Here is a 22,804-nt window from a genome sequence, read left to right as displayed (position 1 = left end):
GATCCTCCTTCAGCCGCGCACGGGCAGGGCACGCTCCACCAGCTCGCCCCAATAGGCGACGCCGGTGGGCAGGATGTCGTCGTTGAAGTCGTAGCGGGGGTTGTGAAGCTGGCGCCCGCCGTCGGTCGGCCCGTTGCCGACCCAGACGTAGCAGCCCGGCCGCTTTTCCAGCATGAAGGCGAAGTCTTCCGCCCCCATGCTGGGCGCCAATGCCGGCTGGACGTTGTCCGCGCCGACCACCTGCCCCGCCACTTCCCGGGCGAACTCCGTCTCGGCGGCGGTGTTGACTGTGACCGGGTAGCCGTAGGTGTAGGTCAGGTCCATGGCGATGCCATGGGCATGCGCCAGACCTTCGCAGATCCGGCGCAACGCCGGCTCCATGCCTTTCTGCACGTTCCGGTCCAGGGTCCGCACCGTCCCGCGGATGTTCACGGTCTCCGGGATCACGTTCCAGGCATCACCTGCATGGAACTGGGTGACGCTGACAACGACCGCGTCGGTCGGAGCGATGCTGCGGCTGGCGATGGTCTGAAGCGTCGAGACGAGGTTGGCCCCGGCGACGATCGGGTCTCGTCCGAGATGCGGCATGGCCGCGTGGGAGCCGAGGCCGGTCACCGCGATCTCGAAGGTGTCCATCGAGGCCATAACGGGACCGATCACCGCACCGATGCTGCCGACCGCCAGACCCGGCCAGTTGTGCATCCCGTAGATGGCCGACATCGGGAATCGCTCCAGCAGCCCCTCCTCCACCATCACCCGGCCGCCGCCGGCGGTCTCTTCGGCAGGCTGGAAGATGAAGTAGGCGGTACCGTCGAACCGTTTGGTTTCCGCCAGATAGCGCGCGGCGCCGAGTAGCATGGTGGTGTGGCCGTCGTGGCCGCAGGCGTGCATCTTGCCCGGCGCGGTCGATTTGTACGGCACATCGTTGGCTTCGTTGATCGGCAATGCGTCCATATCGGCCCGAAGGCCGATCGCCTGATTGCCGCCGTGGCCGGCGCGCAGCACGCCGACCACTCCCGTCTTCGCGATGCCGCGATGGACCTCCAGACCGAACTCCTCGAGCTTGCGGGCGACGAAGTCGCTGGTCCTGTGCTCTTCGAAGCCCAGTTCCGGGTGAGCATGAAGGTCTCTGCGCCAACCGGTCAGCTCGCCATGCATCGCCGTAATGCGGTCGTCGATCTTCATTGGATACCTCGGTCGTTCAACAGGGTGGTGGTTGAAGGATGGTGACTCGTTAATGGATGGCGACGCGGAAAGTGCTGCCGGCTGGCCGGGTTATCAGTTCGCCGGGGTCAGCATGATGCGCTCCTTCGCGGCATCCTCGACCGCCTTGCGGCTGTAGAGCAGCGGGAAATACTGTTCCTGCTGCCAGAGCGGCGCCAGATCGCGGTAGTGCGGGCTGTTCGGGTTGCCCGACTGGCCGGGGGTATTGACGGCGCGGGAGGCATCCCAGTTGCCGACATCGACCACCATCTTGAACGAACCGCCGGCGGTGATCCGGAAGTCGCTGGTGCGGTAGGTGGTGGCATTGGGCGTGAAGCCGCTGCCACCCTTCGGGAACGGTCCGACGTCCAGCAGCTTCTTTTCTTCCGAGCCGACGACGGCGGCCAGTGGGTGCTCGAAATACCCATGGTGCAGGCTGGCCCACTTCCAGGCGGCCATGTCGGTGCCCAGCTTCTTCTGAAGCTCCGAGACTGCCTGCTTGAGCGTGACCAGCAGCAGGTCGTTGCGGGCGGCCGTGGGATCGCTGCCGAAGCGCTGGTCCGGGGATTCCAGCGCCGCGATGATCGCGGCCGGCTCGCCGCTCTGCACGCCGCCCTGATCGATCAGGTCGACTGCCTGCTTGGGGACGGTCGCGCGGACGACGGCGGGACGCAGATGCTTCATGAACCAGACTTCGTACAGAGCGCCGGCGGCGCTGTCGGCGGTCAGAACGTTATTCCATGAAGTCAGCAGGTTGAGAGCGGGAGTTAAAGTCGGATCGTCGCTCTGGATGCCTTTCAGCAGGACCGTGACGCGGCGGGCCTGGATCGACGTCATGTCGGCCTGTAGCGCCATCGAGTCCTCCAGGCCGAACTTGCGGTCGGCGCTGAGCACTTCCTTGATCCGGTTGAAGCGGGACGGGTCAGTCCACTCGAAGCCAATCTTCTTTTCGGCGTCCGGGTAACCCGGCGGCAGGTTCATCTGGTTGGCGCTGCCGACCCATTTGCGGTCCGGATTGTACTCGACCGGCAGTTCGTCCATGTCGCGGTAACCCAGCCACTCGTAGCGCCCGTCGCCCGGCACCGGCATCAGGCCGTCCCAGTTGGGACGGATAGGAGTCAGGCCGCCGGGCTTCCAGCCGATATTGCCCTCGGTGTCGGCATAGACCTGGTTCTCCGACGGCGAGCCCCATCGGTTCATGGCGGCCAGGAACTCGTCCCAATTGCCGGCGCGCATATAGTCGGTGCTGCCGAAATAGGGCGCCATGCCGGGCTCCAGCCAAGCGGCGCGCACCGCATAGGCCTTGTTCCTCGCCTCGTCGACATAGAGGACGGGGCCGTGGCGGGTGTAGCTGAGACTGACCGGCTTGTCGCCCTGGCCCTTCACCGGCACCGACTCGTTCACCACCGTCATCGCTTCCCAGCGTCCCTGGTAGTTGTACTGGGTGCGGTCGGCGGGGTTCAGGTCATAGACGTACAGGTCCTCCTGATCGATCGAGAAGATCGTCAGGCCGAAGGCGATCTTGCCGTTATGGCCGATCGAGATGCCGGGAAGAGAAGGCTCGCCGGCGCCGATCACGCTGAAGCCGGGTGCCGTGATGTGGGCGATGTAGCGAAGCGACGGCGCTCCGTGGGCGCGGTGTGGATCGTTGGCGAGGATAGCCCTGCCGGTCGTGGTCTTGTCCGGCGCTATCGCCCAGTTGTTGCTGCCGAGTGCCGTCGGCTCGATCTCCGGCACCGGGACCGGCTCAAGCTCCGCCCGCTGGGTACCGGCGAGTTTTTCCTTGGTGAACTTGACGTTGCTGGTGCCGAGCGAATAATTCGCCGAAACCTGGGGCGGAATCCCGCATGGATCGAGGCCTTCGGGAATCCGGGTCTGCCAGTCCGGCTCCAAAGTCTTCCGCATCAGGTCGGTCTTGAGATCGGCGGCGCAGGCGACGGCGGCGCGCTCGATCTCGCTGTCGAGGTTGCGGGTCAGGCCATGGCTGCGGATCCGCACGACATCCTCGGGCAGCCAGTAGGACGGCTTATAGCCCAGCAGCTTGAACTCCATCGGGAGAAGTGCTTGGTCCTGCTCTGTCAGGGTGATGAAGGCGTTGACGCCGTCGGTATAGCGCTGGGCGATCTTCTTCGCGTCGCTGCCATAGGCCAGCCACTCCCGGTACATGTCGCCGCGGTAGAGGAACTGGCGAGCCATTCGGTCCTGCTCCAGATAGGAGGAGCCGAAGTCCTTCGACAACTCGCCCAGGCCCCGCTTGCGCCACAGGTCGATCTGCCACAGACGATCACGCGCAGCATTGAAGCCTTGGACGAAGAACGCGTCATAAGTCTCTGATGCGTATATGTGAGGAACGCCCCATCGGTCCACGATGATCTCCGCCGGCGCGGACAGGCCGGCGACGCGGTAGGACTTGGCCGTTTCGGCAGCGGCTGGAGCGGCGAGCATCGCCGCCAGCGAACAGGCTGCGAGCGTGCTCCTTCTGAACATGCGCATGGTACTTTCCTCCCTTTTTTCATGAACTTAGGGTTGCACTTCACTCTATTCGGTTGAGATCGCCAGGGACAAATGGTTGGGGCCGGTTTCGCGGTCATGGCAGGCATTCCAGGCTTGTTCGCCCTTGATCCGGAACATCGGAGCGCAACCTTGCATTACTCACGGATGGTCTGCCGTCCATGGCGGACGGCGGGAAGAATTCGGGGAGCCGGGACAACCGGCGCCATCGGCAAATAGGGAGGAATCACGCGATGACCGATCCAGTGAGTCTTGCAGGGATGAACCGCCGCGCAGTTTTGGGCTCCGCCGCTGCCGCGACGGCAGCGGCCGTGACCCTGCCGCTGGTATCCGGTGCGGCGCATGCCCAGGCCAACGACGTACCGAAGCAGGCGAACGCGCCGTTGCCGGGGGTGTTCCGCTATCGCGTCGGCTCCTACGAACTGACGTCTTTGTTCGATGGGTACGGGACCCGCCCACTCGACGAAAAGTTCGTCCTCAACGCGCCGGTCGATCAGGTGCGGGCAGCAGCGCGGGATGCGTTCCGCCCTGCCGACACGCTCAAGATCAGCTACTCGCCGACCGTCGTCCACACCGGGAGCAACGTGGTTCTGCTCGATTCCGGCACCGGCGGCAAACTGGGAGCCACTACCGGCATGATGAGCCGAGGCCTCGACGCGGCGGGCATCCCTCCCTCGGCAGTCACGGCCATCGTGATCTCGCATTTCCACGGTGACCACATTTCGGGCATCAAGGCCGCCGACAACACGCTGGCATTCCCCAATGCGGAGATCCTGGTTCCGGAAGCCGAGTATGCGTACTGGATGGACGAGGGGGGGGCGAGCCGCGCGCCGGCCGGCCGCAAATCGGCGTTCGACCTGGTGCGGGCGACGTTCGGTGACCTCGGCAGCCGCATAAGGCGCTACCGCGCCGGCGAAGAGGTGTTGCCGGGCATGACGTCGGTGGCGGCTTACGGCCATACTCCCGGCCATACCGCACTCCAGATTTCATCGGGCGGCGAGATGGCGATGGCATTGGCCGACGTCACCAACGTCCCGTTCCTGTTCGTCCGCCATCCGGACTGGTCCGCCGTCTTCGACATGGATGCCGATATGGCTCGCGCGACTCGCCACAAGTTGCTGGACCGGATGGCGGCGGACCGGACGCTGGCATTCGGCTATCATTGGGGCCTGCCCAATGCCGGGTATGTCCGCAAAACCGCTTCGGGGTTCGAGTTCGAACCTCTGGCATACGTGCAGACGCTTTGAAGTCAAAGGTGAAATAAGGGAGACAAGGCTATGGAACTTAAAGGTTCATGCCGATGCGGGGCGGTCCGGTTTAGGCTGAATTCGCCCACTCCCGTTCCCTTTATGCACTGCTACTGCGCGATCTGCCGCAAGAGCGCCGGCGGCGGCGGTTTCGCGATCAATCTGGGCGGCGATGCCGGCAGCCTTGAAGTCGAAGGCCGGGAGGCGGTCGCCACTTGGCAGGCGCCCCTGGAAGATCCGGAGCACCCAGGAGAGACGCATCCCGGCTCTTCTCACCGCCATTTCTGCAAGCATTGCGGCACGGCGCTTTGGGCCGAAGACCCGGCATGGCCGGAACTCGTTCATCCCTTCGCGTCGGCCATCGACACGCCGCTGCCGGCGGCACCGGAGCGGGTGCATATCATGCTGGACTTCAAGGCGCCGTGGGTTCAGGTGCCGACCGGTCCCGGCGAAGTTCACTTCGCCCGGTATCCGGATGACTCTCTCGATGATTGGCACAAGCGGCACGGCCTGCTGGACGGCTAGCTTGGCCGGTGAGCTTCAGCCCTGGGTCCAGGGCAGGCCCAACTGTTTCCAGCCGGCGACGGTGCCACGATGGCCGCTTGCATCCTTGGGACCTTCAAAGCCGTCGGCGATGTTGAAGACTTCGGCGTAGCCGTTTTTCTGGGCAAGCTTGGCCGCCGCCAGACTGCGCACGCCCGAGCGGCACAAGAAGTATACCTTGTCGCCCGGTTCGACCTCCTCAAGCTTGAGCTTGTGCAGGAAATCCTCGTTGACGGACATGCCCGGGTAGACCTGCCACTCGATCTTGATCGGCGCCTTGCCCAGTTCCGTCAGGTCGGGCACGCCGACGAAGTTCCACTCGGGGGTCGTACGGACATCGACCAGTTTGGCCTTGGGGTCGCTTTTCAGCGCCTGCCAAACTTCATCGGGAGGAACGTCGGGGATGGGAGCGCTCATGTCCTGGCTTCCTGAAATCGACTATGACTGCGGCTGGCATGCCGCCGTCATAGTCGATAGCCGAACACGCGCACGGGTCAAGCCCGCATCAAGGCGCGTCCTGCGGCAGATGCACTTTCCAGGCGGCGCGCTTCACGCTCGGCTTGGGCGGGGCTCTTGAAGATGCGGCCGTCGAGCGACTGCGCACGGGGGTTGGAGGCGAAGAAGCGGTAGCCGTCGTCCTGCAATACGACGACGCCGACAGCGGACTCGGTGGTCTCGATGATAAAGGCTGATGCTGTAGTCATTCCGTGCTCCACATGCCCCCTTCGAGGGGGGCAGCGATCTAACAGCGATGTCAGGTTTACGTTCCGTTCCTAAGGCTTCCGAACGAAGCTTCAGGTGAAATTTCCCGCAGGGTCGATGCTGGAACCTTGCCGTCCGGCATTGCTCACGGATACAAGGGCGGCCATGACCCTCTCTCCCAAGCCTATGCGTGCCGGCGTCTCGTTTCCGTCGGTTCTTGCCGAAGGCCGCCTGGTCCAGCGCTACAAGCGCTTCCTGGCCGACGTCGAGTTTCCCGACGGTTCGGTCGTGACCGCGCATGTGCCGAATTCCGGCACGATGCTTGGATTGAACGCTCCCGGATCCCGGGTCTGGCTTTCGCGCTCGGACAACCCGGCGCGCAAGTTGGCCTATACGTTGGAAATGGTCGAAGCGGACGGTCATGCCGTCGGCGTCAACACGGGGCATCCGAACGCGCTGGCAGCCGCCGCGATCAAGGCCGGGGCCATCCCCGAACTCGACGGGTACGAGACGATCAGGCGGGAGGTCAGGTACGGCCGCAACTCCCGGATCGACCTGCTGCTCGAATCCCCGGACCGTCCCCCCGCCTATGTCGAGATCAAGAACGTGCATCTGCGGCGTCTCGACCGCCATGGCGGTAGGGCTGCCGAGTTTCCCGACTGCGTCACCGCGCGCGGCGCCAAGCACCTTGTCGAACTGGCCGATATGGTGGCACTGGGATGCAGGGCGGTCATGCTTTATCTTGTGCAGCGTGCCGATTGCGACCACTTCCGAGTCGCGGAAGACATTGACCCCGTTTACCATAAGGGTCTGCTGAGCGCCCGTAAAGCCGGCGTGGAAACGCTGTGCTACTCTTGTACCGTCACGCCGGAGGCGATCCTGCTGGATCGGCCGCTGCCCGTGATTCTGACCACGCTTGATGAAATTACGGAACCATAATGACCAGAGCTGAATCGGCCCAGACCGACGACCTCGACAGCAACCGCATCCGCCTGCACGGCCCGGAAGATTTCGACGGAATGCGGAAAGCAGGTCGGCTCGCCGCGGCCACGCTCGATTTCATAAGTCCATATGTCGTTCCCGGCGTCACGACCGGTGAACTGGACGTGCTGTGCGAGACCTATATACGCGACCACGGGGCGGTCCCTGCCCCGCTGGGCTATCGCGGGTACCCAAAGGCTACCTGCATCTCGATCAACCATGTCGTTTGCCACGGGATTCCCGGCGACAAGCGCCTGCGCGACGGCGATATCCTGAACATCGATATCACGGTGATCCTGGACGGCTGGTTCGGCGATACCAGCCGGATGTTCCTGTGCGGCGAGAATGTCAGCATCAAGGCGCGCAAGCTGGTCGACGTCACCTATGAGTCGCTGATGCTCGGCATCGCGGCGGTCCGCCCCGGCGCCACGCTCGGCGATATCGGTTATGCGATTCAGCGCTATGCCGAGTCGCATCGTTTCTCCATCGTGCGCGACTTCTGCGGTCACGGCCTTGGCCGGGTCTTCCACGATGCTCCGTCGATCCTTCATTTCGGCCAGCCCGGCCGCGGGCCGGTGCTGCGGGAGGGCATGTTCTTCACGATCGAGCCGATGGTCAACGCCGGGCGCTACGACGTGAAGATCCTGTCGGACGGCTGGACGGCGGTCACCAAGGACAAAAGCCTGTCCGCACAGTTCGAGCACTCGATCGGCGTCACCAAGGACGGCTGCGAGATCTTCACCCTTTCGCCCGCCGGTTACACCAAGCCTCCCTATATCGCGGGCTGATATCGTTTCGACCTGACAACCGCCGCGCGTCGCGGCTATAAGGATGCATGCCGGTGCATGTGCCTGATAGCCGCGAGGAACGCGTTGAGCGACAAGGATTCGATCGAGGAAGACTATGCGGGGCACCGGGACCGCCTTCGCACTCGTTTTCTGACGGCCGGCGCGGATGCGCTTCAGGATTATGAAATGCTGGAGATGCTGCTGTTCACGGCCCTGCCCCGGCGCGACGTGAAGCCGCTGGCCAAGGCCCTGCTGCGCAGCTTCGGCAGTCTATGGTGCGTCTTCAACGCGTCGCCCGAGGCGCTTCGCAAGGCGTTTCCGAAGATGACCGACGGGACCATCGCGGCGCTGACCATCGTGGGGGCCGCGGCGCTCCGGATGACGCGCCAGGAGATCCTGAACAAGCCGGTGCTCAGCACGTGGCAGCGGCTGCTGGACTATTGCCAGGGCGTCATGGCGAACGAGGCGACCGAGCAGTTCCGCCTGCTGTTCCTGGACCGCAAGAACACGCTGATCGCCGACGAGGTGCAGCAACGCGGCACCGTGGACCACACGCCGGTCTATCCACGCGAAGTCATCAAGCGGGCGCTCGAACTGGGCGCTTCCGCAATCATCCTGGTCCACAACCATCCAAGCGGCGATCCGACGCCGAGCCGCGCGGATATCGACATGACCAAGGAAATCGTTACGGCGGCCAAGGCGATGGGCCTGGCTGTTCACGATCACCTTGTGATCGGCAAAGGCAAGCACGCCAGCTTCAAGTCGCTGGGCATCATCTGAACATCGGTCAGGCGGCGTAGTCCGGCTCTTCCCGGTCCAGAATGCGTTTCAGCGCATCGAAATGGCGGTCGGAGTTGTCTTCCCCCGCGATCTGCTGGGCGACCTTGCGGGCGAGACCGTCGGGGACGCGCTTGAGGGGCCTGCCCGTAGACATCGCAAGGACCTGGTTCCGGCAGGCGCGTTCCAGGTAATACATAGAGTCGAAGGCGAAGGCGACGCTGTGACCGATGACGCTGACACCATGGTTGGCCATGAACATGATCTGCCGGTTGCCCAGCGCGGTGCACATCCGGTCGCCCTCCGCCTCGTCCAGCGCCAGACCGTTGTACTCGTCGTCATAGGCAATCTGATCGTAGAACCGCAGCGCATTCTGGTTGACCGGCTCCAGCCTGCCGCCTTCCAGCGTCGTCAGGGCCGTCGCATAGGGCATGTGGGTGTGAAGGATGCAGCGGGCATGCGGCAGCCCGCGGTGGAGGCGGGAATGGATGAAGAATGCCGTCGGCTCCGGAGGCTCGCCGTCGCCCGCGACCGACCCGTCCGGCTCCACCAGCAGCAAGTCGGAGGCCCTGATCTCGGAGAAGTGGCGGCCGTGCGGGTTGACCAGGAAGCGGTCGCCGGAAGGGCTGACCGCGACGCTGAAATGATTGCAGACGCCTTCGTGGAACCCGAGTCGGGCGGCCCAGCGGAAGGCGGCGGCCAGATCGATGCGCTGGCGTGCGATGTCGTCCGTTTCCATGGCCCGGCTTCTCCTCGTGTGGCTCCCGCCGTATGATGATTCCTCGCGGGTGCGGTCTATTCTCGCGGACAGTAGTAAAGGGAAACACCCTGGCGGCAACTCTGCTATAAGGCTGATCCGCATGGCGGATCGCGTTAATCCTGAATATCCCACCAAGGTTCCCGGCATGAACGATCTGGATTTCCGCGACGCTCGCGTCCTGATCATCGACGATCAGGAAATGAACATTGCGATGCTGTCGGGCATGTTGAAGAAGCATGGCTTTCGCCAGCGCTTCTCGGCCAACGATCCCTTTGCGGGGATCGAGATGTTTCAGCGGATAGCGCCCCACCTCGTGCTGCTCGACATCGAGATGCCGGGACTCGACGGCTACGGCGTTCTGGCGCGGATCCGGCAGCTCAGCCCCGATGTGATGATCCCGGTGATCGTGCTGACCGCCCATACCGAACAGGCGGTACGGTTGAAGGCGATCGATGCCGGGGCCAGCGACTTTCTGACGAAGCCGTTCGACGGAATGGAGGTAATCGGCCGTGCCCGCAACATGTCGATCCTGGGCATGATGTCGCGCCGCATCGCCGATGAGAACCGCAGGCTGGACGAGGCGGTCAAGGTCCGGACCGCGAAGCTCGAACAGATGATCGAGATCCTGCGCACCGCGGAACTGGCGCTGTCCGCCAAGGTCAATGCTGCCGACCAGTCCACCAACGTGATGCGGGCCTTGGCGGCACGCGGCGCGCGGAACTTCGCTTCGCTTGCGGAAACGGTGCTGGATACCAGCCTCTCCAATGCGGGCGAGACACCGGAATGGCTTGCCGTCAGCGGCGCCGCCGAGCGTATCAAGGTGACCGCCGAGGAAATCGAGCTGATCGTGGACGCCGAGCGGCGCGAACTGACCCTGTCGCGCCAGCGGATCGAGATCAGAGGCGCCGTCACGACGGCGGTAGCGGCAGTTTCAGGAACCGCGGGGTCGCGCCAAATTACGATCACCGTCCAGTTGGAAGGCGCCCCGACCCATGTCGTGACCGATATGAGCTGGTTCGGCGTGGCTCTTCAGCGGGTGCTGGCGGAAGCTATCGACTGTTCGCCCACTCCCGGCATCGTTAGGGTCGGCTGGGAAGACGGCGTTTCCGGGAGCGGCTGGCTTCTGGTCGCCGACTCAGGGCCGGAGGTGGCGCTCGATCAGCCGCGCGACCTTGCCATTCCGTTCGACGTCCGGCGCGTTCAGCCAGCGGGTCGGGAGGCACGAACCGGGCTTGGGCTCACCATCGCCGGAGCATTGATGCAGATGCTCGGTGGCGACTTGGACATTCAAGGCAGTGCCGAGGGCGCCATCTACAGAATGAAGGTCGCGACCGAATAGCCGCTGGCGCAGGAACGCGACGGGCGCAGCCAGCTAGAAAGCCGACCACGCCCGCAGTAATATCTAGACCGAGAAAAGATCAGATCTTGCTCTTAATGTCTCCGGCGCCCTTCTGGATCTTGCCTTCGGCCTTATCCAAGTTGCCTTCGTCCACGAGCTTCTGATTGCCCGTAGCTTCGCCAATGCCCTTCTTGACGTCGCCTTTGATGTCCTTGGCAGCACCCTTGATCTGATCGCTATTCATGATCTTTTCCTGATTGATTGACTTGTACCTATACAACACACGCCGACGCGCTTTGTTTCATCCATCCGATTGCGCCGCATGACCGTGTCCCGGGCATGCCTATGGCGATTGGGACGCATGCCCGCTATGGTCGGCCCGATCCGCCGATTGCCCCGCCAACCCGCTGTGTTGAGAGATGAACGATGATTCCGCGCTATAGCCGCCCGGAAATGGCCCGTATCTGGGAACCAGAAAACAAGTTCCGCATCTGGTTCGAGATCGAAGCCCATGCCTGCGATGCCCAGGCCGAACTGGGAGTGATCCCGCGTTCCGCCGCAGAAACGGTCTGGAAGAAGGGCAAGTTCGACATCGACCGGATCGATGAGATCGAGCGCGAGACGAAACACGACGTGATCGCCTTCCTGACCAACCTGGCCGAATATGTCGGTCCCGATGCCCGCTTCGTCCACCAGGGCATGACGTCGTCGGACGTCCTGGATACGACGCTCGCCGTCCAGATGGCCCAGGCGGCCGACCTGCTGCTGGCCGATATCGACGCGCTGCTGGCCGCCTTGAAGCGCCGCGCGATCGAGCACAAGAATACGCCGACCATCGGCCGCAGCCACGGCATCCATGCCGAACCGACGACCTTCGGCCTCAAGCTGGCCGGCCACTATGCCGCGTTCGCCCGCAACCGGGAGCGTCTGGTCGCGGCCCGCGCGGAGATCGCCACCTGTGCCATCTCCGGCGCCGTCGGCACCTTCGCCAATATCGACCCCTATGTCGAACAGCACGTCGCCGACAAGCTGGGACTGAAGATCGAGCCGGTCTCGACCCAGGTCATCCCGCGCGACCGGCATGCGATGTTCTTCGCCACGCTGGGCGTGATCGCGTCGTCGATCGAGAACCTTGCGGTCGAGATCCGCCACCTTCAGCGGACCGAGGTCCGGGAGGCCGAGGAATTTTTCTCGCCCGGCCAGAAGGGCTCGTCGGCGATGCCGCACAAGCGCAATCCGGTCCTATCGGAAAACCTGACCGGCCTTGCCCGTCTGGTCCGCGCGGCGGTCACTCCGGCGCTGGAGAACGTGGCGCTGTGGCACGAGAGGGATATCTCGCACTCCTCCGTCGAGCGCGTCATGGCGCCCGACGCCACCATCGCCCTGGACTTCGCCCTGGCGCGGACCATCGGCATGATGGAAAAGCTGGTGGTCTATCCCGAGCGGATGCAGAAGAACCTGGACGATCTGGGCGGGCTGGTATTCTCCCAGCGGGTGCTGCTGGCGCTGACCCAGGCCGGCATGAGCCGCGAGGGCGCCTATGTCGCCGTTCAGCGAAATGCTATGGCCGTGTGGCGCGAAGGCGGCAGCTTCCTGCATAACCTTCAGAACGATCCGGAGGTGACCCAGCACCTGGACGCCGACGCCCTGGCGGCGCTGTTCAACATGGCTTACCACACCAAGCATGTCGATACGGTGTTCAAGCGCGTCTTCGGCGAGTGACGGCCTGAACACAACCCGGCCGGGCGGGGCAACACCGAGCCGCCCGGCCGGGGAACGTTCATTCCTTCACGATCTGGTCGTGGGCTACGGCCAGCAGCAGTTCGGCTTCCTTCTCCACGCGGTGGCGGCTGATATCGATGCCGTGTTGCTCCAGGTCGGCGCAGACGCGGCGGACGATGTCGGCGGTGCCGGCCTCTTCGAAGTCGGCATCGACGATCGAGCGTGCATAAGCCATCGCCTCCGCTTCCCCGAACTTCATCTGCTCGGCGGCCCACAATCCCAGCAGCCTCGCCCGGCGGACCTGGATCTTGAACAGGACCTCCTGTTCATGGCTGAACTTGTTTTCAAATGCTCTCTCGCGCTCTTCAAAGGTGGTCATTCGACCTTCTCCTCCGGTGGGCCTGGAACCAGCAGGCGGTCCATCGATTATGAGAACCATATCGCTATGGCCGCTCTATAGACTACATAATGACAAAGCGAGGGGACGACCATGTGCTCAATCGTCATTCTACGCCAGCCGGGCGCGACATATCCGCTGATCCTGGGCGGCAACCGCGACGAAATGGCAGGCCGGCCCTGGAAGCCGCCAGCACGTCATTGGGAAGACCGGCCCGACGTGATCGGCGGCATCGACGAACTCGCCGGCGGAAGCTGGCTGGCGCTCAACGATACCGGCGTGGTCGCCGTCGTGCTGAACCGCATGGGAACGCTTGGGCCGGAGGACGGCAAGCGCAGCCGGGGCGAACTTGTGCTTGACGCGCTCGACTATCCCGACGCGGCGGATGCGGCGCGGGCGATGGTCCACCTGGACCCCGCCGCCTACCGTCCGTTCAACCTCGTCGTCGCCGACAACCGCGACGCCTTCTGGCTGACACTGCGCGAGGGCGCCAAGCGGATCGAGGCTCACCCCATTCCCATGGGCCTGTCGATGGTGACGGCCAACGACCTGAACGACGACTCGAGCGCCCGCATCAGGTTCTACCGGCCGCTGTTCGCCCATGCGCCGGCTCCCGATCCGGAAAAAGGTGACTGGAGCGCTTGGGAAAAGCTGCTGGGCAGCAGGATCTGGGATGGCGACGCCGGACCGCGCGGCGCCATGTGCGTGGTGACGGCGACCGGATTCGGCACCAGCAGCAGCACAGCGCTGGCGCTGCCCTGCGCGGAGTTTCCGGAAACGAAGCCGGTATTCCGATTCTGTCCGGGGCGGCCGGACGAAACTCCATGGATGGAAGTCGATCTGGAGTGAGCCACTATTGCTTTCAGCCGCAGCACGCAAGGGCCTGCGCAAGCCGGCTCCATTGTGCTAAACATAGTTGCTTGCTATATCAGCAACCATATTACCTGGACCGGTTCGTATAATCCGGTCCTGCCACTTCGGAAGCCCACCATGACGCGACGCAGGCGGATCTACGAGGGCAAGGCCAAGGTCCTGTTCGAAGGGCCGGAACCTGGCACTCTGGTTCAGTATTTCAAGGACGACGCGACCGCCTTCCATAACCAGAAGCATGGCATCATCACGGGCAAGGGAGTCCTCAACAACCGGATCTCCGAATACCTGATGACCAAGCTGGGTGAAATTGGCGTCCCGACGCATTTCGTGCGCCGCCTCAACATGCGCGAGCAGCTCGTCCGCGAGGTCGAGATCATTCCGATCGAACTGGTCGTCCGCAACGTGGCTGCCGGATCGCTGTCGAAGCGGTTCGGCATCCCGGAAGGCACCCAGCTTCCTCGCTCCATCATGGAATATTATTACAAGTCCGACGAGTTGAACGATCCCATCGTCTCAGAGGAGCACATCACGGCGTTCGGCTGGGCCACCCCCCAGGATCTGGACGACATGATGGCCCTGTCGCTGCGGATCAACGACTACCTTTCGGGCCTGTTCCTGGGCATCGGGCTGAAGCTGGTGGACTTCAAGGTTGAGTTCGGCCGGCTTTGGGAAAACGACGAGATGCGGATCGTGCTGGCCGACGAGATCAGCCCGGACAATTGCCGGCTCTGGGACGTCAAGACGAACCAGAAGCTGGACAAGGACCGCTTCCGCGAAGACCTTGGGAGGGTCGAGGAAGCCTATCAGGAAGTGGCCCGCCGCCTCGGCATCCTGCCCGAGGGTGGCGTCGACACGTTCAACACCCCGAAGCCGGCGCCCTGACGGTTCAATCCAGGCGGTCGGCTTTCGCAGCAGTTCCAACCTAAGCAGTTCCAACCTAAGCAGTTCCAAGGGCGATCCCATCATGAAGGCAAAGGTTCACGTCACCCTGAAGCGCGGCGTTCTCGATCCTCAGGGCAAGGCGATCGGGCACGCCCTGCAGTCGCTCGGGTTCGACGGCGTCGACGATGTCCGTCAGGGAAAATTCATCGAGCTGGATCTGGCCGAAACCGACCGCGCCGCAGCACAGAAGGCGGTGGAATCCATGTGCCAGAAGCTGCTCGCCAATACCGTGATCGAGGACTACCGCATCGAGCTGGCCGACTGACCGTCCCGGCACCCCGCTCAGTTTCGGTGACGCCCCACGAAACCGCTGTACAGGCTCTGCTGACGCGTGATCCGCTGTTCGGGAACTGCCTGAACGTCGCGGGAGCTCTTCCGGAGCCTGTTTTACGTGCGCCGGCCGGGTTTCCGGGATTGCTGCGGATCATCCTGGAGCAGCAGGTATCGACCAAGGCCGCCGAGGCGATGTGGCGCAGGCTGTGCGGCGATAGCGACCGGATCTCTCCAGAAGCCGTGCTGGCGCTGGACGACGATACCCTCCGGCAGTGCGGCTTCAGCCGTCAGAAGATGGCTTACGCCAGAGGGCTGGCCGAAGATGTCGTGTCGGGCCGGCTCGACATCGAAGCCGTTGACCGCATGCCCGACGACGAGGCGCTGGAGTCGCTGGTCCGCATCAAGGGAATAGGACGCTGGAGCGCCGAGATCTACCTGCTGCTGGTGCTGGGACGCGCGGATGTCTGGCCGGTGGACGATCTTGCGGTTGCCGTCGGGCTGCAATGGTTGCTGGGCCGGGACGAACGCCCTCCCCGTGACGAACTGGTGGCCTTGGGCGAGCCCTGGCGGCCGTACAGGAGCACAGCGGCGCGGCTAGTCTGGCACTATTACCTTCAGGTGGCGCCTGAACGCCGACGAGCGAAGCCGGCGCGATAACTCCATGCCGCAACCCTGGCAGCTTTGCCGTACGCTCCTAAATGGAAGGAACAAGCGACGGATAAAGCCGCAAGGGAGGTATGTGATGACGAACTCTATCGAGCAGGCTTACGGTAGCCGGCATGAAAGGAATTTTGCCGCATCGGCGTTGCCCGGCTTGGTGCTGGGATTGCTGATGCTGGCGTGGTCGTCCATGTCGGCTCAAGCGGCGCCGCGCGAGTACAAGATCGATCCCGAACACACGTCGGTCGGCTTCCTGGTATCGCATATAGGCTACCAGAACGTGCTGGGCATGTTCCGCGAGGTGGCGGGCAGCTTCCGGTTCGACGAGGAGACGAAGACGATCTCCGACGTGACGGTGACGATCAAGACCGCCAGCGTCTTCACCAACCATGAAAAGCGTGACGAGCATCTGCGGAAAGAGGAGTTCCTCTGGACGGAGAAGTACCCGGAGATGACCTTCGCGATGACAACGGCTCAGAAGACCGGGGAACGCACCGGCAAGCTGACCGGCAACCTGACTTTGCGGGGCGTGACCAAGCCGGTCACCCTTGACGTCACGCTGAACAAGGTCGGCGAGTACCCCTTCGGCGGCGGTCTGTTCGCCAAGCCGAACTATGTCGCGGGCATGTCCGCGCGCGGAACCTTCCGCCGCAGCGAATGGGGTGTGATGTACGGCACCGACAACGGCTGGGTCGGCGACGAGGTGCAGCTGATCATCGAGCTTGAAGGCATCCGTCAGGGCTGAGGCGGGAACGCCGGGCCGGGTATCAGCCATGCGGGCACCGGCGGCGGTGCCCGCATGGCTGACACCCGGGCCAATCGGGAAATAGCCTATCCCGAATGGTCAGCCCGGACTTGCATTGAACAGGCCGGCTCTTTAGTGTCTGCGGCAATTGCCGCTGGGGCACAATCTCCAAGGAAGTTGTCGAAGCGCCTCATGAAGGCTGCCGTCATTGTTTTTCCCGGCTCCAATTGCGACCGCGACGTCTGCGTTGCCTTGGAGCATGCCACGGGCGAAAAGCCCGCCACAGTCTGGCATCGTGACAGCGACCTTCCCAAGGTCGATCTGATCGTCGTTCCAGGCGGATTCTCATACGGCGACTATCTGCGCAGCGGCGCCATGGCCGCGCAGTCCCCGGTCATGCGCGAGGTCGTGGCGCGAGCCAAGGCCGGCGTGCGGGTGATGGGAGTCTGCAACGGCTTCCAGATCCTGACCGAGGCGCGGCTGCTGCCCGGCGTCCTGATGCGCAACGCCGGCCTGAAGTTCATCTGTCGCACGGTGGACCTTCGGGTCGAGAATACCGACAGCGCCTTCACCTCGGCCTATGACAAGGATCAGGTCGTCCGCTTCCCGGTCGCCCATCACGACGGCAACTACTTCGCCGACGCCGATACGCTGGCGCGGGTCGAGGACACGGGCATGGTGGCGTTCCGCTACGTGACGCCCGACGGGATCGTCGATGCCTCGGGCAACCCCAACGGCTCCGCCAACTCCATCGCCGGCCTGTTCAACGAGAAGCGCACGGTGCTGGGGCTGATGCCGCATCCGGAACGCGCGTTCGAGCCGCTGCACGGCAATACCGACGGTCGCGCGATGTTCACCGGCCTTGTGGAGGCTCTGTCGTGAGCAAGCAGTCACTGGAACCCGCCGTCACCGTCGAACTGGCCGCCGAATACGGCCTGTCGGCTGACGAATATCAGCGGATGCTGGAGATCACCGGGCGGACGCCGTCGTTCACCGAACTCGGCATCTTCTCCGTCATGTGGTCGGAGCACTGCTCGTACAAGTCGTCCAAGGTCTGGCTGAAGCAGTTGCCGACGACGGCGCCGCATGTCATCTGCGGTCCAGGCGAGAATGCCGGCGTGATCGACATCGGCGACGGGCAAGCCGCCATCTTCAAGATGGAAAGCCACAACCACCCGTCCTTCATCGAGCCCTACCAGGGTGCGGCGACCGGAGTGGGCGGCATCCTGCGCGACGTCTTCACGATGGGCGCGCGGCCGATCGCCAACATGAACGCGCTGCGCTTCGGCAGCCCCGAGCACCCCAAGACCCGGCATTTGATCTCAGGCGTGGTGGCGGGTATCGGCGGCTACGGCAATTGCGTCGGCGTGCCGACGGTCGGCGGCGAGACGAACTTCCATCCCTCATTCAACGGCAATATCCTGGTCAACGCGATGACCGTGGGTCTGGCCGATGCCGACAAGATCTTCTATTCGGCGGCAGCCGGCATCGGGAACCCCGTCGTCTATGTCGGGTCGAAGACCGGCCGCGACGGTATCCACGGCGCCACCATGGCCTCGACCGAGTTCACCGAGGACTCGGAGGAGAAGCGGCCTACCGTTCAGGTCGGCGACCCGTTCACCGAAAAGCTGCTGATCGAAGCCTGCCTCGAGCTGATGGCGACCGACGCCATCGTCGCGATCCAGGACATGGGCGCTGCGGGCTTGACCTCCTCCTCGGTCGAGATGGCCGGCAAGGGCGAACTGGGCATCGAGTTGACCCTGGACGACGTGCCGCAGCGCGAGACGGGCATGAGCCCGTACGAGATCATGCTGTCGGAGAGCCAGGAGCGCATGCTGATCGTGCTGAAGCCGGGCCGCGAGGAACTGGCGAAGGCGATCTTCGACAAGTGGGAACTGGACTTCGCCGTCATCGGCCGCGTCACCGACACCGGCCGGCTGGTGCTGAAGATGCACGGATACACCTACTGCGACCTGGAAGTGGCGCCGCTGGTCGATCGCGCACCGCTGTATGAGCGTCCATGGGAGCCGACCCCGCCGCAGGCCGACATCGACGCGGCATCGGTCCCCCTGCCCGGCCCGGCGACCGAGATCCTGCACCGCCTGATCGGCTGCCCCGATCTGGCGTCGCGCCGGTGGATCTGGGAGCAGTACGACAGTCAGGTCGGCGCCGACACCATCGCACTGTCCGGCGGCGACTCAGGCGTCGTCCGCGTCCATGGGACCAACAAGGCGCTGGCCATCACGACGGACTGCACGCCGCGCTACTGCTTCGCCGACCCGGTCCGAGGCGGCGCCCAGGCGGTCGCCGAGGCATGGCGCAACCTGACGGCGGTGGGCGCCAAGCCGCTCGCCATCACCGACAACATGAACTTCGGCAACCCGCAGAAGCCCCGGATCATGGGCCAGTTCGCCGGCTGCATCCAGGGCATGGTCGATGCCTGCACCGTGCTGGAGTTCCCCGTCGTGTCGGGCAACGTCAGCCTCTACAACGAGACCAACGGCGTCGGCATTCTTCCGACGCCGGCAATCGGTGGCGTCGGGCTGCTGAGTGATGCGTCGTTGGCGGTCAACATCGCCTTCAAGGCGGCGGGTCAAGCGATCCTGCTGATCGGCGAAACCAAGGGCCATATCGGACAGTCGCTGTATCTACGCGAGATCCACGGCCGCGAGGAAGGCGCGCCGCCGCCGGTCGATCTGGCTGCCGAGAAGCGGAACGGTGATTTCGTCCGCGACCTGATCGGCAAGCGGGCGGTTACCGCCTGCCACGACTTGTCGGACGGCGGTCTGCTGGTGGCGCTGGCGGAAATGGCGATGGCCGGCAAGCTGGGCGCGGTGATCGACGTGCCGGCGGGAACCGACGAGGCTGGATTCCTGTTCGGCGAGGATCAGGGACGTTACGTCGTCACGACTTCGGATGCCGACGCCGTCGTGGCCGGAGCCAAGGCCGCCGGAGTGCCGGTTCTGCGACTTGGCACCACGGGGGGCGACGCGTTGAAACTGAACGGCGGCGATGCCATATCGGTGGGTGGTCTCAGGACGGCCCATGAAGCTTGGTTACCCGAATACATGGCGGGTAGTCTGGAATAATGAATTCACGAGCTGAGCGGGAAGGCTGAAAATGGCGATGGACGCTGCTCTCATCGAGAGCCTGATCAAGGAAGGCATCCCCGATGCCGACGTGCGGATCGAAGATCTGCGTGGTGATGGCGACCATTACGCCGCTTATGTCGAGTCCGCTACCTTCAAAGGTAAGACGCGCGTTCAGCAGCACAAAATGGTCTATGATGCTTTGCAGGGACGCATGGGTGGTGAGCTTCACGCCCTTGCCTTGCAAACATCTGTTCCGAAAGACGCTTGACCGGGCCACGGCGCCGGTCATTTTGACGAGGATATCGAGATATGGATAACTCCGTAGCAGAGCGGATCAAGAGCGAAATCGAGTCGAACGACGTCGTCCTCTACATGAAGGGGACACCCGTGTTCCCTCAGTGCGGCTTCTCGTCCACCGTGGTTCAGGTGCTGACCCATCTGGGCGTGAAGTTCAAGGGTATCGACGTGCTCTCCGACCCGAGCATCCGCGACGGCATCAAGCAGTTCAGCAACTGGCCGACCATCCCCCAGCTCTACGTCAAGGGCGAGTTCCTGGGCGGCTGCGACATCGTCCGGGAAATGTACCAGTCGGGCGAGCTTCAGGAACTGCTCAGCACCAACGGTATCGACGTACAGGTCAAGGCCTGAGGATTTCTTCTGGTCCTTTGATTGACGTCCGGAAAGGGCTCCGCTTGCGGAGCCCTTTTTGCATGCCACATCATCCCGCCTATTACTTAAGTTATTGAACTGTTAAGCGGTCGGTAATGCTTAGTGAGCAAAGTCAAGGCCTTCGGTGATATAAGCAATAAAGGGTTCCGTTATGTCGGACGGATCGGGCACGGCAAGGGTCGGCAATTTCACCAGCCGGCTTACCTTGCGTTTTCTAGGCTCGGCTGTAGCTTTCGCGTTGCTGGGGATCGGCGTCGTCGGCGCGTCCATGTCGGTCCTGGTGCTGCTTGGAATGCATCGCTTCTCGAACGACTGGGAAGCGCTGATGACCAGCAACCGGATCGAGGGGGCCGAGGCCTTGACCTCCACCGTCTCGCTGATGTCCTTCCTGGTCACCTGGGGAAGCGTCGCGACGATCGCCACCCTGATCTCGGTCGGGCTGTTCTTCCTGTGGTTCACCCGAAGCCGGGTCGTCAACCCGCTGATGAACCTGACCGGCGCCATCGACCAGTTGGCCGGCGGCAAGCAGTCCGTCACGATCCCCTACGCCGACCATATCGACGAGATCGGCACCATGGCGCGTGCCGTGCTGGTGCTCAAGCAGAACACCATCGAGAAGCTTCGGCTGGAGGCTGAGCAGGCGGCGCTGAAGCAGCAGTCCGAACTGGAGCGCCGCCGGGTCCTGGGGGATCTGGCCAACCGGCTCGACGAGAGCGTCGGCCATGTCGTCGAGACCCTGTCCGGTGCCGCCACCGACCTTCAGCAGAACGCGGCCGTCATGCTGACATCCTGCTCCGACGCGCAGCAGCGGTCGGCGGCCATTGCCTCGACGTCGCGCACGTCTTCGGCCAGCGTCGAGAGCCTGGCTTCCGCCGCCAAGGCCTTGTCCGACAGCATCGAGGAGATCGAGCATCAGACGAGTCAGGCGACGACCGTCACCCGCGCCGGCATGCAGCAGGTCGCCACCACCAACGAGGTCGTCGCGGGCCTGAGCGACACGGTGCGGGAGATCGGTCAGGTGGTCGGCATGATCGGCGAGATCGCCGAGCAGACAAACCTGCTGGCGCTCAACGCGACCATCGAGTCGGCGCGGGCCGGCGTCGCCGGCAAAGGATTCGCCGTGGTCGCGGGCGAGGTCAAGAATCTGGCCGGTCAGGCCAGCCGCGCCACCGAGGAAGTGACGCGGAAGATCCAGCAGATCGAAGAGGTCACCGGTCGCGCGGTCGCCACCATGACCAACATCGCGCAGACCATCCAGCAGATCGGCGGCATCGTCACCGGCATCGCATCCGCGGTCGAGCGGCAGAGCGGCGCCGCCCGGACCATCGCCCATAACGTCGACACCGCGTCCGACGGCACCCGCAGGGTCAACAGCGATATCGAGCGCGTCGCGTCCTCCGCCGAGAGCACGGGCAGGACAGCCGACGAAGTGATGCGCTCGGCCAGTGCCGTGAACCAGAAGGCGACCGACCTGCGCAGCACGGTGGACAGCTTCCTTCAGAAGCTTCGCAGCGCCTGAGACGGCGTTGGCATGCCACGCCCCGGCGCCGCAGGACAGTCATGACCTGGGCGCAGGCGTGCGGATGGACAGCTTTGTCCGCTGGCGTGTTAATCAGCGGATATGTCCCAATCGCCGCACATGCCTTCAGGGAAAACGTCCGACGCAGCCGTCGCACGGACGCCCGTCGATCCCACCGTCGTCGGCATCCTCTATGCCTTGGGCGCCTTCTTCATGTGGGGGCTGGCGCCGCTGTTCTTCAGGGCCTTGCGACCGGCCACGTCGCTCGAGATCCTGTCTCACCGGGTGATCTGGTCGCTCCTGCTCATGGTGGCGCTGGTCGCGATCCTGCGGGACCTGCGCGACGTCCCCCGGGCCTTGTCCAGCCTGCGCAGTGTCGGCCTCTACATCGTGACGACCGCCCTGGTGACGACGAACTGGGGATTGTTCATCTGGGCCGTCAACAACGACCATATCGTGCAGACCAGCCTTGGCTACTACATCAATCCGCTGGTCAACGTCCTGCTCGGCATGCTGTTCCTGGGAGAACGGCTGAACCGCAAGCAGCTGTTTTCCGTGGCGTTGGCGACGCTGGGCGTGTCCAGCCTGCTTGTCAGCCTGGGTGAGTTGCCGTGGATTTCTTTGACCCTGGCGACGTCGTTCGGTTTCTATGCCCTGATCCGCAAGAAGGCCGCTATCGATCCGCTGGTCGGCCTGCTGGTCGAGACGGCGCTGCTGACGCCGTTGGCGGCTGCCTACCTGCTCTGGCTGTGGAGCGACGGCACCGCGACGTTCTCGCTTGAGGCTCCCGGCATGGCGTCCTTGCTGGTCATCTCGGGCGTCATCACGGCCCTGCCCCTGATCTTCTTCAATATGGGCGCTCAACGCCTGAAGCTGTCCACCGTGGGCCTGATGCAGTATCTGTCCCCGACGCTTCAACTGGCGATCGGCGTGATGATCTTCGGCGAGGAGTTCAGCGGCGCCCATGCCGTCGCCTTCGGCCTGATCTGGCTTGCGCTGGCGATCTACAGCACCGACGCCTTTCTGAGCCACCGCGCCCGGCACTGAGTTCTGGCCGTCGA

Annotated in this window: 25 protein-coding genes; 18 read left to right on the top strand and 7 right to left on the bottom strand. The window is 63.8% G+C overall.

Annotated elements, in window-relative coordinates; all coding sequences use genetic code 11:
* Positions 1-9: 9 nt before the first annotated feature.
* Together N826_RS18700 and N826_RS18695 are read right to left on the bottom strand one after the other, a co-directional pair.
* Positions 10-1,185, bottom strand: coding sequence for a M20 aminoacylase family protein (locus N826_RS18700; protein ID WP_044431313.1), 1,176 nt, complete (start codon positions 1,183-1,185; stop codon positions 10-12).
* Between the two features lie 93 nt (positions 1,186-1,278).
* Positions 1,279-3,696, bottom strand: a complete 2,418-nt coding sequence (locus N826_RS18695; RefSeq protein ID WP_147039953.1) for a penicillin acylase family protein — start codon at positions 3,694-3,696, stop codon at positions 1,279-1,281.
* Positions 3,697-3,947: 251 nt separating this feature from the next.
* Between N826_RS18695 and N826_RS18690 the strand changes: the two genes are divergently transcribed.
* Both N826_RS18690 and N826_RS18685 read left to right on the top strand, forming a co-directional pair.
* Positions 3,948-4,961 (top strand): MBL fold metallo-hydrolase, encoded by a 1,014-nt coding sequence (locus N826_RS18690; protein ID WP_169789376.1) that lies wholly within the window; start codon positions 3,948-3,950, stop codon positions 4,959-4,961.
* 30 nt (positions 4,962-4,991) lie between these two features.
* Positions 4,992-5,486 carry a GFA family protein gene (locus N826_RS18685; RefSeq protein ID WP_044431310.1) on the top strand — a complete coding sequence of 165 codons (495 nt, stop codon included), beginning with the start codon at positions 4,992-4,994 and terminating at the stop codon, positions 5,484-5,486.
* A gap of 15 nt (positions 5,487-5,501) precedes the next feature.
* On the opposite strand, the gene N826_RS18680 is transcribed toward N826_RS18685, so the two are convergent.
* Together N826_RS18680 and N826_RS18675 are read right to left on the bottom strand one after the other, a co-directional pair.
* Positions 5,502-5,921, bottom strand: a complete 420-nt coding sequence (locus N826_RS18680; RefSeq protein WP_044431307.1) for a rhodanese-like domain-containing protein — start codon at positions 5,919-5,921, stop codon at positions 5,502-5,504.
* 77 nt (positions 5,922-5,998) lie between these two features.
* Positions 5,999-6,208 carry a hypothetical protein gene (locus tag N826_RS18675; protein WP_044431305.1) on the bottom strand — a complete coding sequence of 70 codons (210 nt, stop codon included), beginning with the start codon at positions 6,206-6,208 and terminating at the stop codon, positions 5,999-6,001.
* Positions 6,209-6,371: 163 nt separating this feature from the next.
* On the opposite strand from N826_RS18675, the gene sfsA reads away from it, so the two are divergent.
* The 3 genes from sfsA (at position 6,372) to radC (ending at position 8,755) form a co-directional block, all read left to right on the top strand.
* Positions 6,372-7,145: a DNA/RNA nuclease SfsA gene (gene sfsA, locus N826_RS18670; protein ID WP_373866614.1), complete on the top strand. Its 774-nt coding sequence runs from the start codon at positions 6,372-6,374 to the stop codon at positions 7,143-7,145.
* Complete coding sequence (map, locus tag N826_RS18665) at positions 7,145-7,975, top strand: type I methionyl aminopeptidase (RefSeq protein WP_044431303.1); 831 nt, start codon at positions 7,145-7,147, stop codon at positions 7,973-7,975. Before sfsA ends, map begins: the two co-directional genes overlap by 1 nt.
* Positions 7,976-8,059: 84 nt before the next feature.
* On the top strand, positions 8,060-8,755 hold the full coding sequence (gene radC / locus N826_RS18660; RefSeq protein ID WP_244619369.1) for a RadC family protein: 696 nt from the start codon (positions 8,060-8,062) through the stop codon (positions 8,753-8,755).
* Between the two features lie 7 nt (positions 8,756-8,762).
* Here radC and N826_RS18655 read toward each other — a convergent pair whose 3' ends face one another.
* Positions 8,763-9,614, bottom strand: coding sequence for an aldolase (locus N826_RS18655; protein WP_084720888.1), 852 nt, complete (start codon positions 9,612-9,614; stop codon positions 8,763-8,765).
* Here N826_RS18655 and N826_RS40255 point away from each other — a divergent pair.
* Positions 9,613-10,851: a hybrid sensor histidine kinase/response regulator gene (locus tag N826_RS40255; protein WP_052831577.1), complete on the top strand. Its 1,239-nt coding sequence runs from the start codon at positions 9,613-9,615 to the stop codon at positions 10,849-10,851. The genes N826_RS18655 and N826_RS40255 overlap by 2 nt on opposite strands.
* Before the next feature lie 79 nt (positions 10,852-10,930).
* On the opposite strand, the gene N826_RS41770 is transcribed toward N826_RS40255, so the two are convergent.
* Positions 10,931-11,095, bottom strand: coding sequence for a CsbD family protein (locus tag N826_RS41770; RefSeq protein ID WP_084720878.1), 165 nt, complete (start codon positions 11,093-11,095; stop codon positions 10,931-10,933).
* Between the two features lie 182 nt (positions 11,096-11,277).
* Between N826_RS41770 and purB the strand changes: the two genes are divergently transcribed.
* Positions 11,278-12,573, top strand: coding sequence for an adenylosuccinate lyase (purB, locus tag N826_RS18645; protein WP_044431299.1), 1,296 nt, complete (start codon positions 11,278-11,280; stop codon positions 12,571-12,573).
* A 58-nt stretch (positions 12,574-12,631) separates the two neighbouring features.
* Here purB and N826_RS18640 read toward each other — a convergent pair whose 3' ends face one another.
* A complete protein-coding gene (locus N826_RS18640) occupies positions 12,632-12,952 on the bottom strand; it encodes a DUF1476 domain-containing protein (protein ID WP_044431298.1) in 321 nt (106 codons plus the stop codon).
* Positions 12,953-13,063: 111 nt separating this feature from the next.
* On the opposite strand from N826_RS18640, the gene N826_RS18635 reads away from it, so the two are divergent.
* The 11 genes from N826_RS18635 to rarD all read left to right on the top strand — a co-directional run bounded on the left by N826_RS18635 (position 13,064) and on the right by rarD (position 22,790).
* Positions 13,064-13,819: an NRDE family protein gene (locus N826_RS18635; RefSeq protein WP_044431297.1), complete on the top strand. Its 756-nt coding sequence runs from the start codon at positions 13,064-13,066 to the stop codon at positions 13,817-13,819.
* A gap of 141 nt (positions 13,820-13,960) precedes the next feature.
* Positions 13,961-14,725: a phosphoribosylaminoimidazolesuccinocarboxamide synthase gene (purC, locus tag N826_RS18630; protein WP_044431295.1), complete on the top strand. Its 765-nt coding sequence runs from the start codon at positions 13,961-13,963 to the stop codon at positions 14,723-14,725.
* 82 nt (positions 14,726-14,807) lie between these two features.
* On the top strand, positions 14,808-15,050 hold the full coding sequence (gene purS / locus N826_RS18625; RefSeq protein ID WP_044431293.1) for a phosphoribosylformylglycinamidine synthase subunit PurS: 243 nt from the start codon (positions 14,808-14,810) through the stop codon (positions 15,048-15,050).
* 26 nt (positions 15,051-15,076) lie between these two features.
* The gene (locus N826_RS18620) at positions 15,077-15,715 is read left to right on the top strand and encodes a DNA-3-methyladenine glycosylase family protein (RefSeq protein ID WP_052831575.1); all 639 of its coding nucleotides are present in this window, start codon (positions 15,077-15,079) and stop codon (positions 15,713-15,715) included.
* Between the two features lie 85 nt (positions 15,716-15,800).
* A complete protein-coding gene (locus N826_RS18615) occupies positions 15,801-16,463 on the top strand; it encodes a YceI family protein (protein ID WP_044431291.1) in 663 nt (220 codons plus the stop codon).
* 192 nt (positions 16,464-16,655) lie between these two features.
* Positions 16,656-17,345, top strand: a complete 690-nt coding sequence (purQ, locus tag N826_RS18610; protein ID WP_044431290.1) for a phosphoribosylformylglycinamidine synthase subunit PurQ — start codon at positions 16,656-16,658, stop codon at positions 17,343-17,345.
* A complete protein-coding gene (gene purL / locus N826_RS18605) occupies positions 17,342-19,552 on the top strand; it encodes a phosphoribosylformylglycinamidine synthase subunit PurL (protein ID WP_044431289.1) in 2,211 nt (736 codons plus the stop codon). The genes purQ and purL overlap by 4 nt, the downstream gene beginning before the upstream one ends.
* Positions 19,553-19,583: 31 nt before the next feature.
* Positions 19,584-19,823: a BolA/IbaG family iron-sulfur metabolism protein gene (locus N826_RS18600; RefSeq protein ID WP_044431288.1), complete on the top strand. Its 240-nt coding sequence runs from the start codon at positions 19,584-19,586 to the stop codon at positions 19,821-19,823.
* A 41-nt stretch (positions 19,824-19,864) separates the two neighbouring features.
* Entirely contained in the window at positions 19,865-20,203 is a 339-nt protein-coding gene (gene grxD, locus N826_RS18595) for a Grx4 family monothiol glutaredoxin (protein ID WP_044431287.1), read from the top strand.
* Positions 20,204-20,375: 172 nt separating this feature from the next.
* Positions 20,376-21,743 (top strand): methyl-accepting chemotaxis protein, encoded by a 1,368-nt coding sequence (locus tag N826_RS18590; protein ID WP_052831573.1) that lies wholly within the window; start codon positions 20,376-20,378, stop codon positions 21,741-21,743.
* A 120-nt stretch (positions 21,744-21,863) separates the two neighbouring features.
* Positions 21,864-22,790: an EamA family transporter RarD gene (gene rarD / locus N826_RS18585; RefSeq protein ID WP_147039955.1), complete on the top strand. Its 927-nt coding sequence runs from the start codon at positions 21,864-21,866 to the stop codon at positions 22,788-22,790.
* Positions 22,791-22,804 lie beyond the last annotated feature (14 nt).

Origin of the sequence: Skermanella aerolata KACC 11604 (assembly GCF_000936425.1) — a bacterium.
Classification (GTDB): Bacteria; Pseudomonadota; Alphaproteobacteria; order Azospirillales; family Azospirillaceae; genus Skermanella; species Skermanella aerolata.
The sequence above is the reverse complement of the archived record's forward strand: the minus strand, read 5'-3'. Positions and strand labels throughout refer to the sequence as shown.

Coding starts and splice junctions, on each gene's coding strand:
- N826_RS18700 (WP_044431313.1), bottom strand. CDS start 1,185: ATGAAGATCGACGACCGCATTACGGCGATGCATGGCGAGCTGACCGGT.
- N826_RS18695 (WP_147039953.1), bottom strand. CDS start 3,696: ATGCGCATGTTCAGAAGGAGCACGCTCGCAGCCTGTTCGCTGGCGGCG.
- N826_RS18690 (WP_169789376.1), top strand. CDS start 3,948: ATGACCGATCCAGTGAGTCTTGCAGGGATGAACCGCCGCGCAGTTTTG.
- N826_RS18685 (WP_044431310.1), top strand. CDS start 4,992: ATGGAACTTAAAGGTTCATGCCGATGCGGGGCGGTCCGGTTTAGGCTG.
- N826_RS18680 (WP_044431307.1), bottom strand. CDS start 5,921: ATGAGCGCTCCCATCCCCGACGTTCCTCCCGATGAAGTTTGGCAGGCG.
- N826_RS18675 (WP_044431305.1), bottom strand. CDS start 6,208: ATGACTACAGCATCAGCCTTTATCATCGAGACCACCGAGTCCGCTGTC.
- sfsA (WP_373866614.1), top strand. CDS start 6,372: ATGACCCTCTCTCCCAAGCCTATGCGTGCCGGCGTCTCGTTTCCGTCG.
- map (WP_044431303.1), top strand. CDS start 7,145: ATGACCAGAGCTGAATCGGCCCAGACCGACGACCTCGACAGCAACCGC.
- N826_RS40255 (WP_052831577.1), top strand. CDS start 9,613: ATGGCGGATCGCGTTAATCCTGAATATCCCACCAAGGTTCCCGGCATG.
- N826_RS18655 (WP_084720888.1), bottom strand. CDS start 9,614: ATGCGGATCAGCCTTATAGCAGAGTTGCCGCCAGGGTGTTTCCCTTTA.
- N826_RS41770 (WP_084720878.1), bottom strand. CDS start 11,095: ATGAATAGCGATCAGATCAAGGGTGCTGCCAAGGACATCAAAGGCGAC.
- purB (WP_044431299.1), top strand. CDS start 11,278: ATGATTCCGCGCTATAGCCGCCCGGAAATGGCCCGTATCTGGGAACCA.
- N826_RS18640 (WP_044431298.1), bottom strand. CDS start 12,952: ATGACCACCTTTGAAGAGCGCGAGAGAGCATTTGAAAACAAGTTCAGC.
- N826_RS18635 (WP_044431297.1), top strand. CDS start 13,064: ATGTGCTCAATCGTCATTCTACGCCAGCCGGGCGCGACATATCCGCTG.
- purC (WP_044431295.1), top strand. CDS start 13,961: ATGACGCGACGCAGGCGGATCTACGAGGGCAAGGCCAAGGTCCTGTTC.
- purS (WP_044431293.1), top strand. CDS start 14,808: ATGAAGGCAAAGGTTCACGTCACCCTGAAGCGCGGCGTTCTCGATCCT.
- N826_RS18615 (WP_044431291.1), top strand. CDS start 15,801: ATGACGAACTCTATCGAGCAGGCTTACGGTAGCCGGCATGAAAGGAAT.
- purQ (WP_044431290.1), top strand. CDS start 16,656: ATGAAGGCTGCCGTCATTGTTTTTCCCGGCTCCAATTGCGACCGCGAC.
- N826_RS18600 (WP_044431288.1), top strand. CDS start 19,584: ATGGCGATGGACGCTGCTCTCATCGAGAGCCTGATCAAGGAAGGCATC.
- grxD (WP_044431287.1), top strand. CDS start 19,865: ATGGATAACTCCGTAGCAGAGCGGATCAAGAGCGAAATCGAGTCGAAC.
- N826_RS18590 (WP_052831573.1), top strand. CDS start 20,376: ATGTCGGACGGATCGGGCACGGCAAGGGTCGGCAATTTCACCAGCCGG.
- rarD (WP_147039955.1), top strand. CDS start 21,864: ATGCCTTCAGGGAAAACGTCCGACGCAGCCGTCGCACGGACGCCCGTC.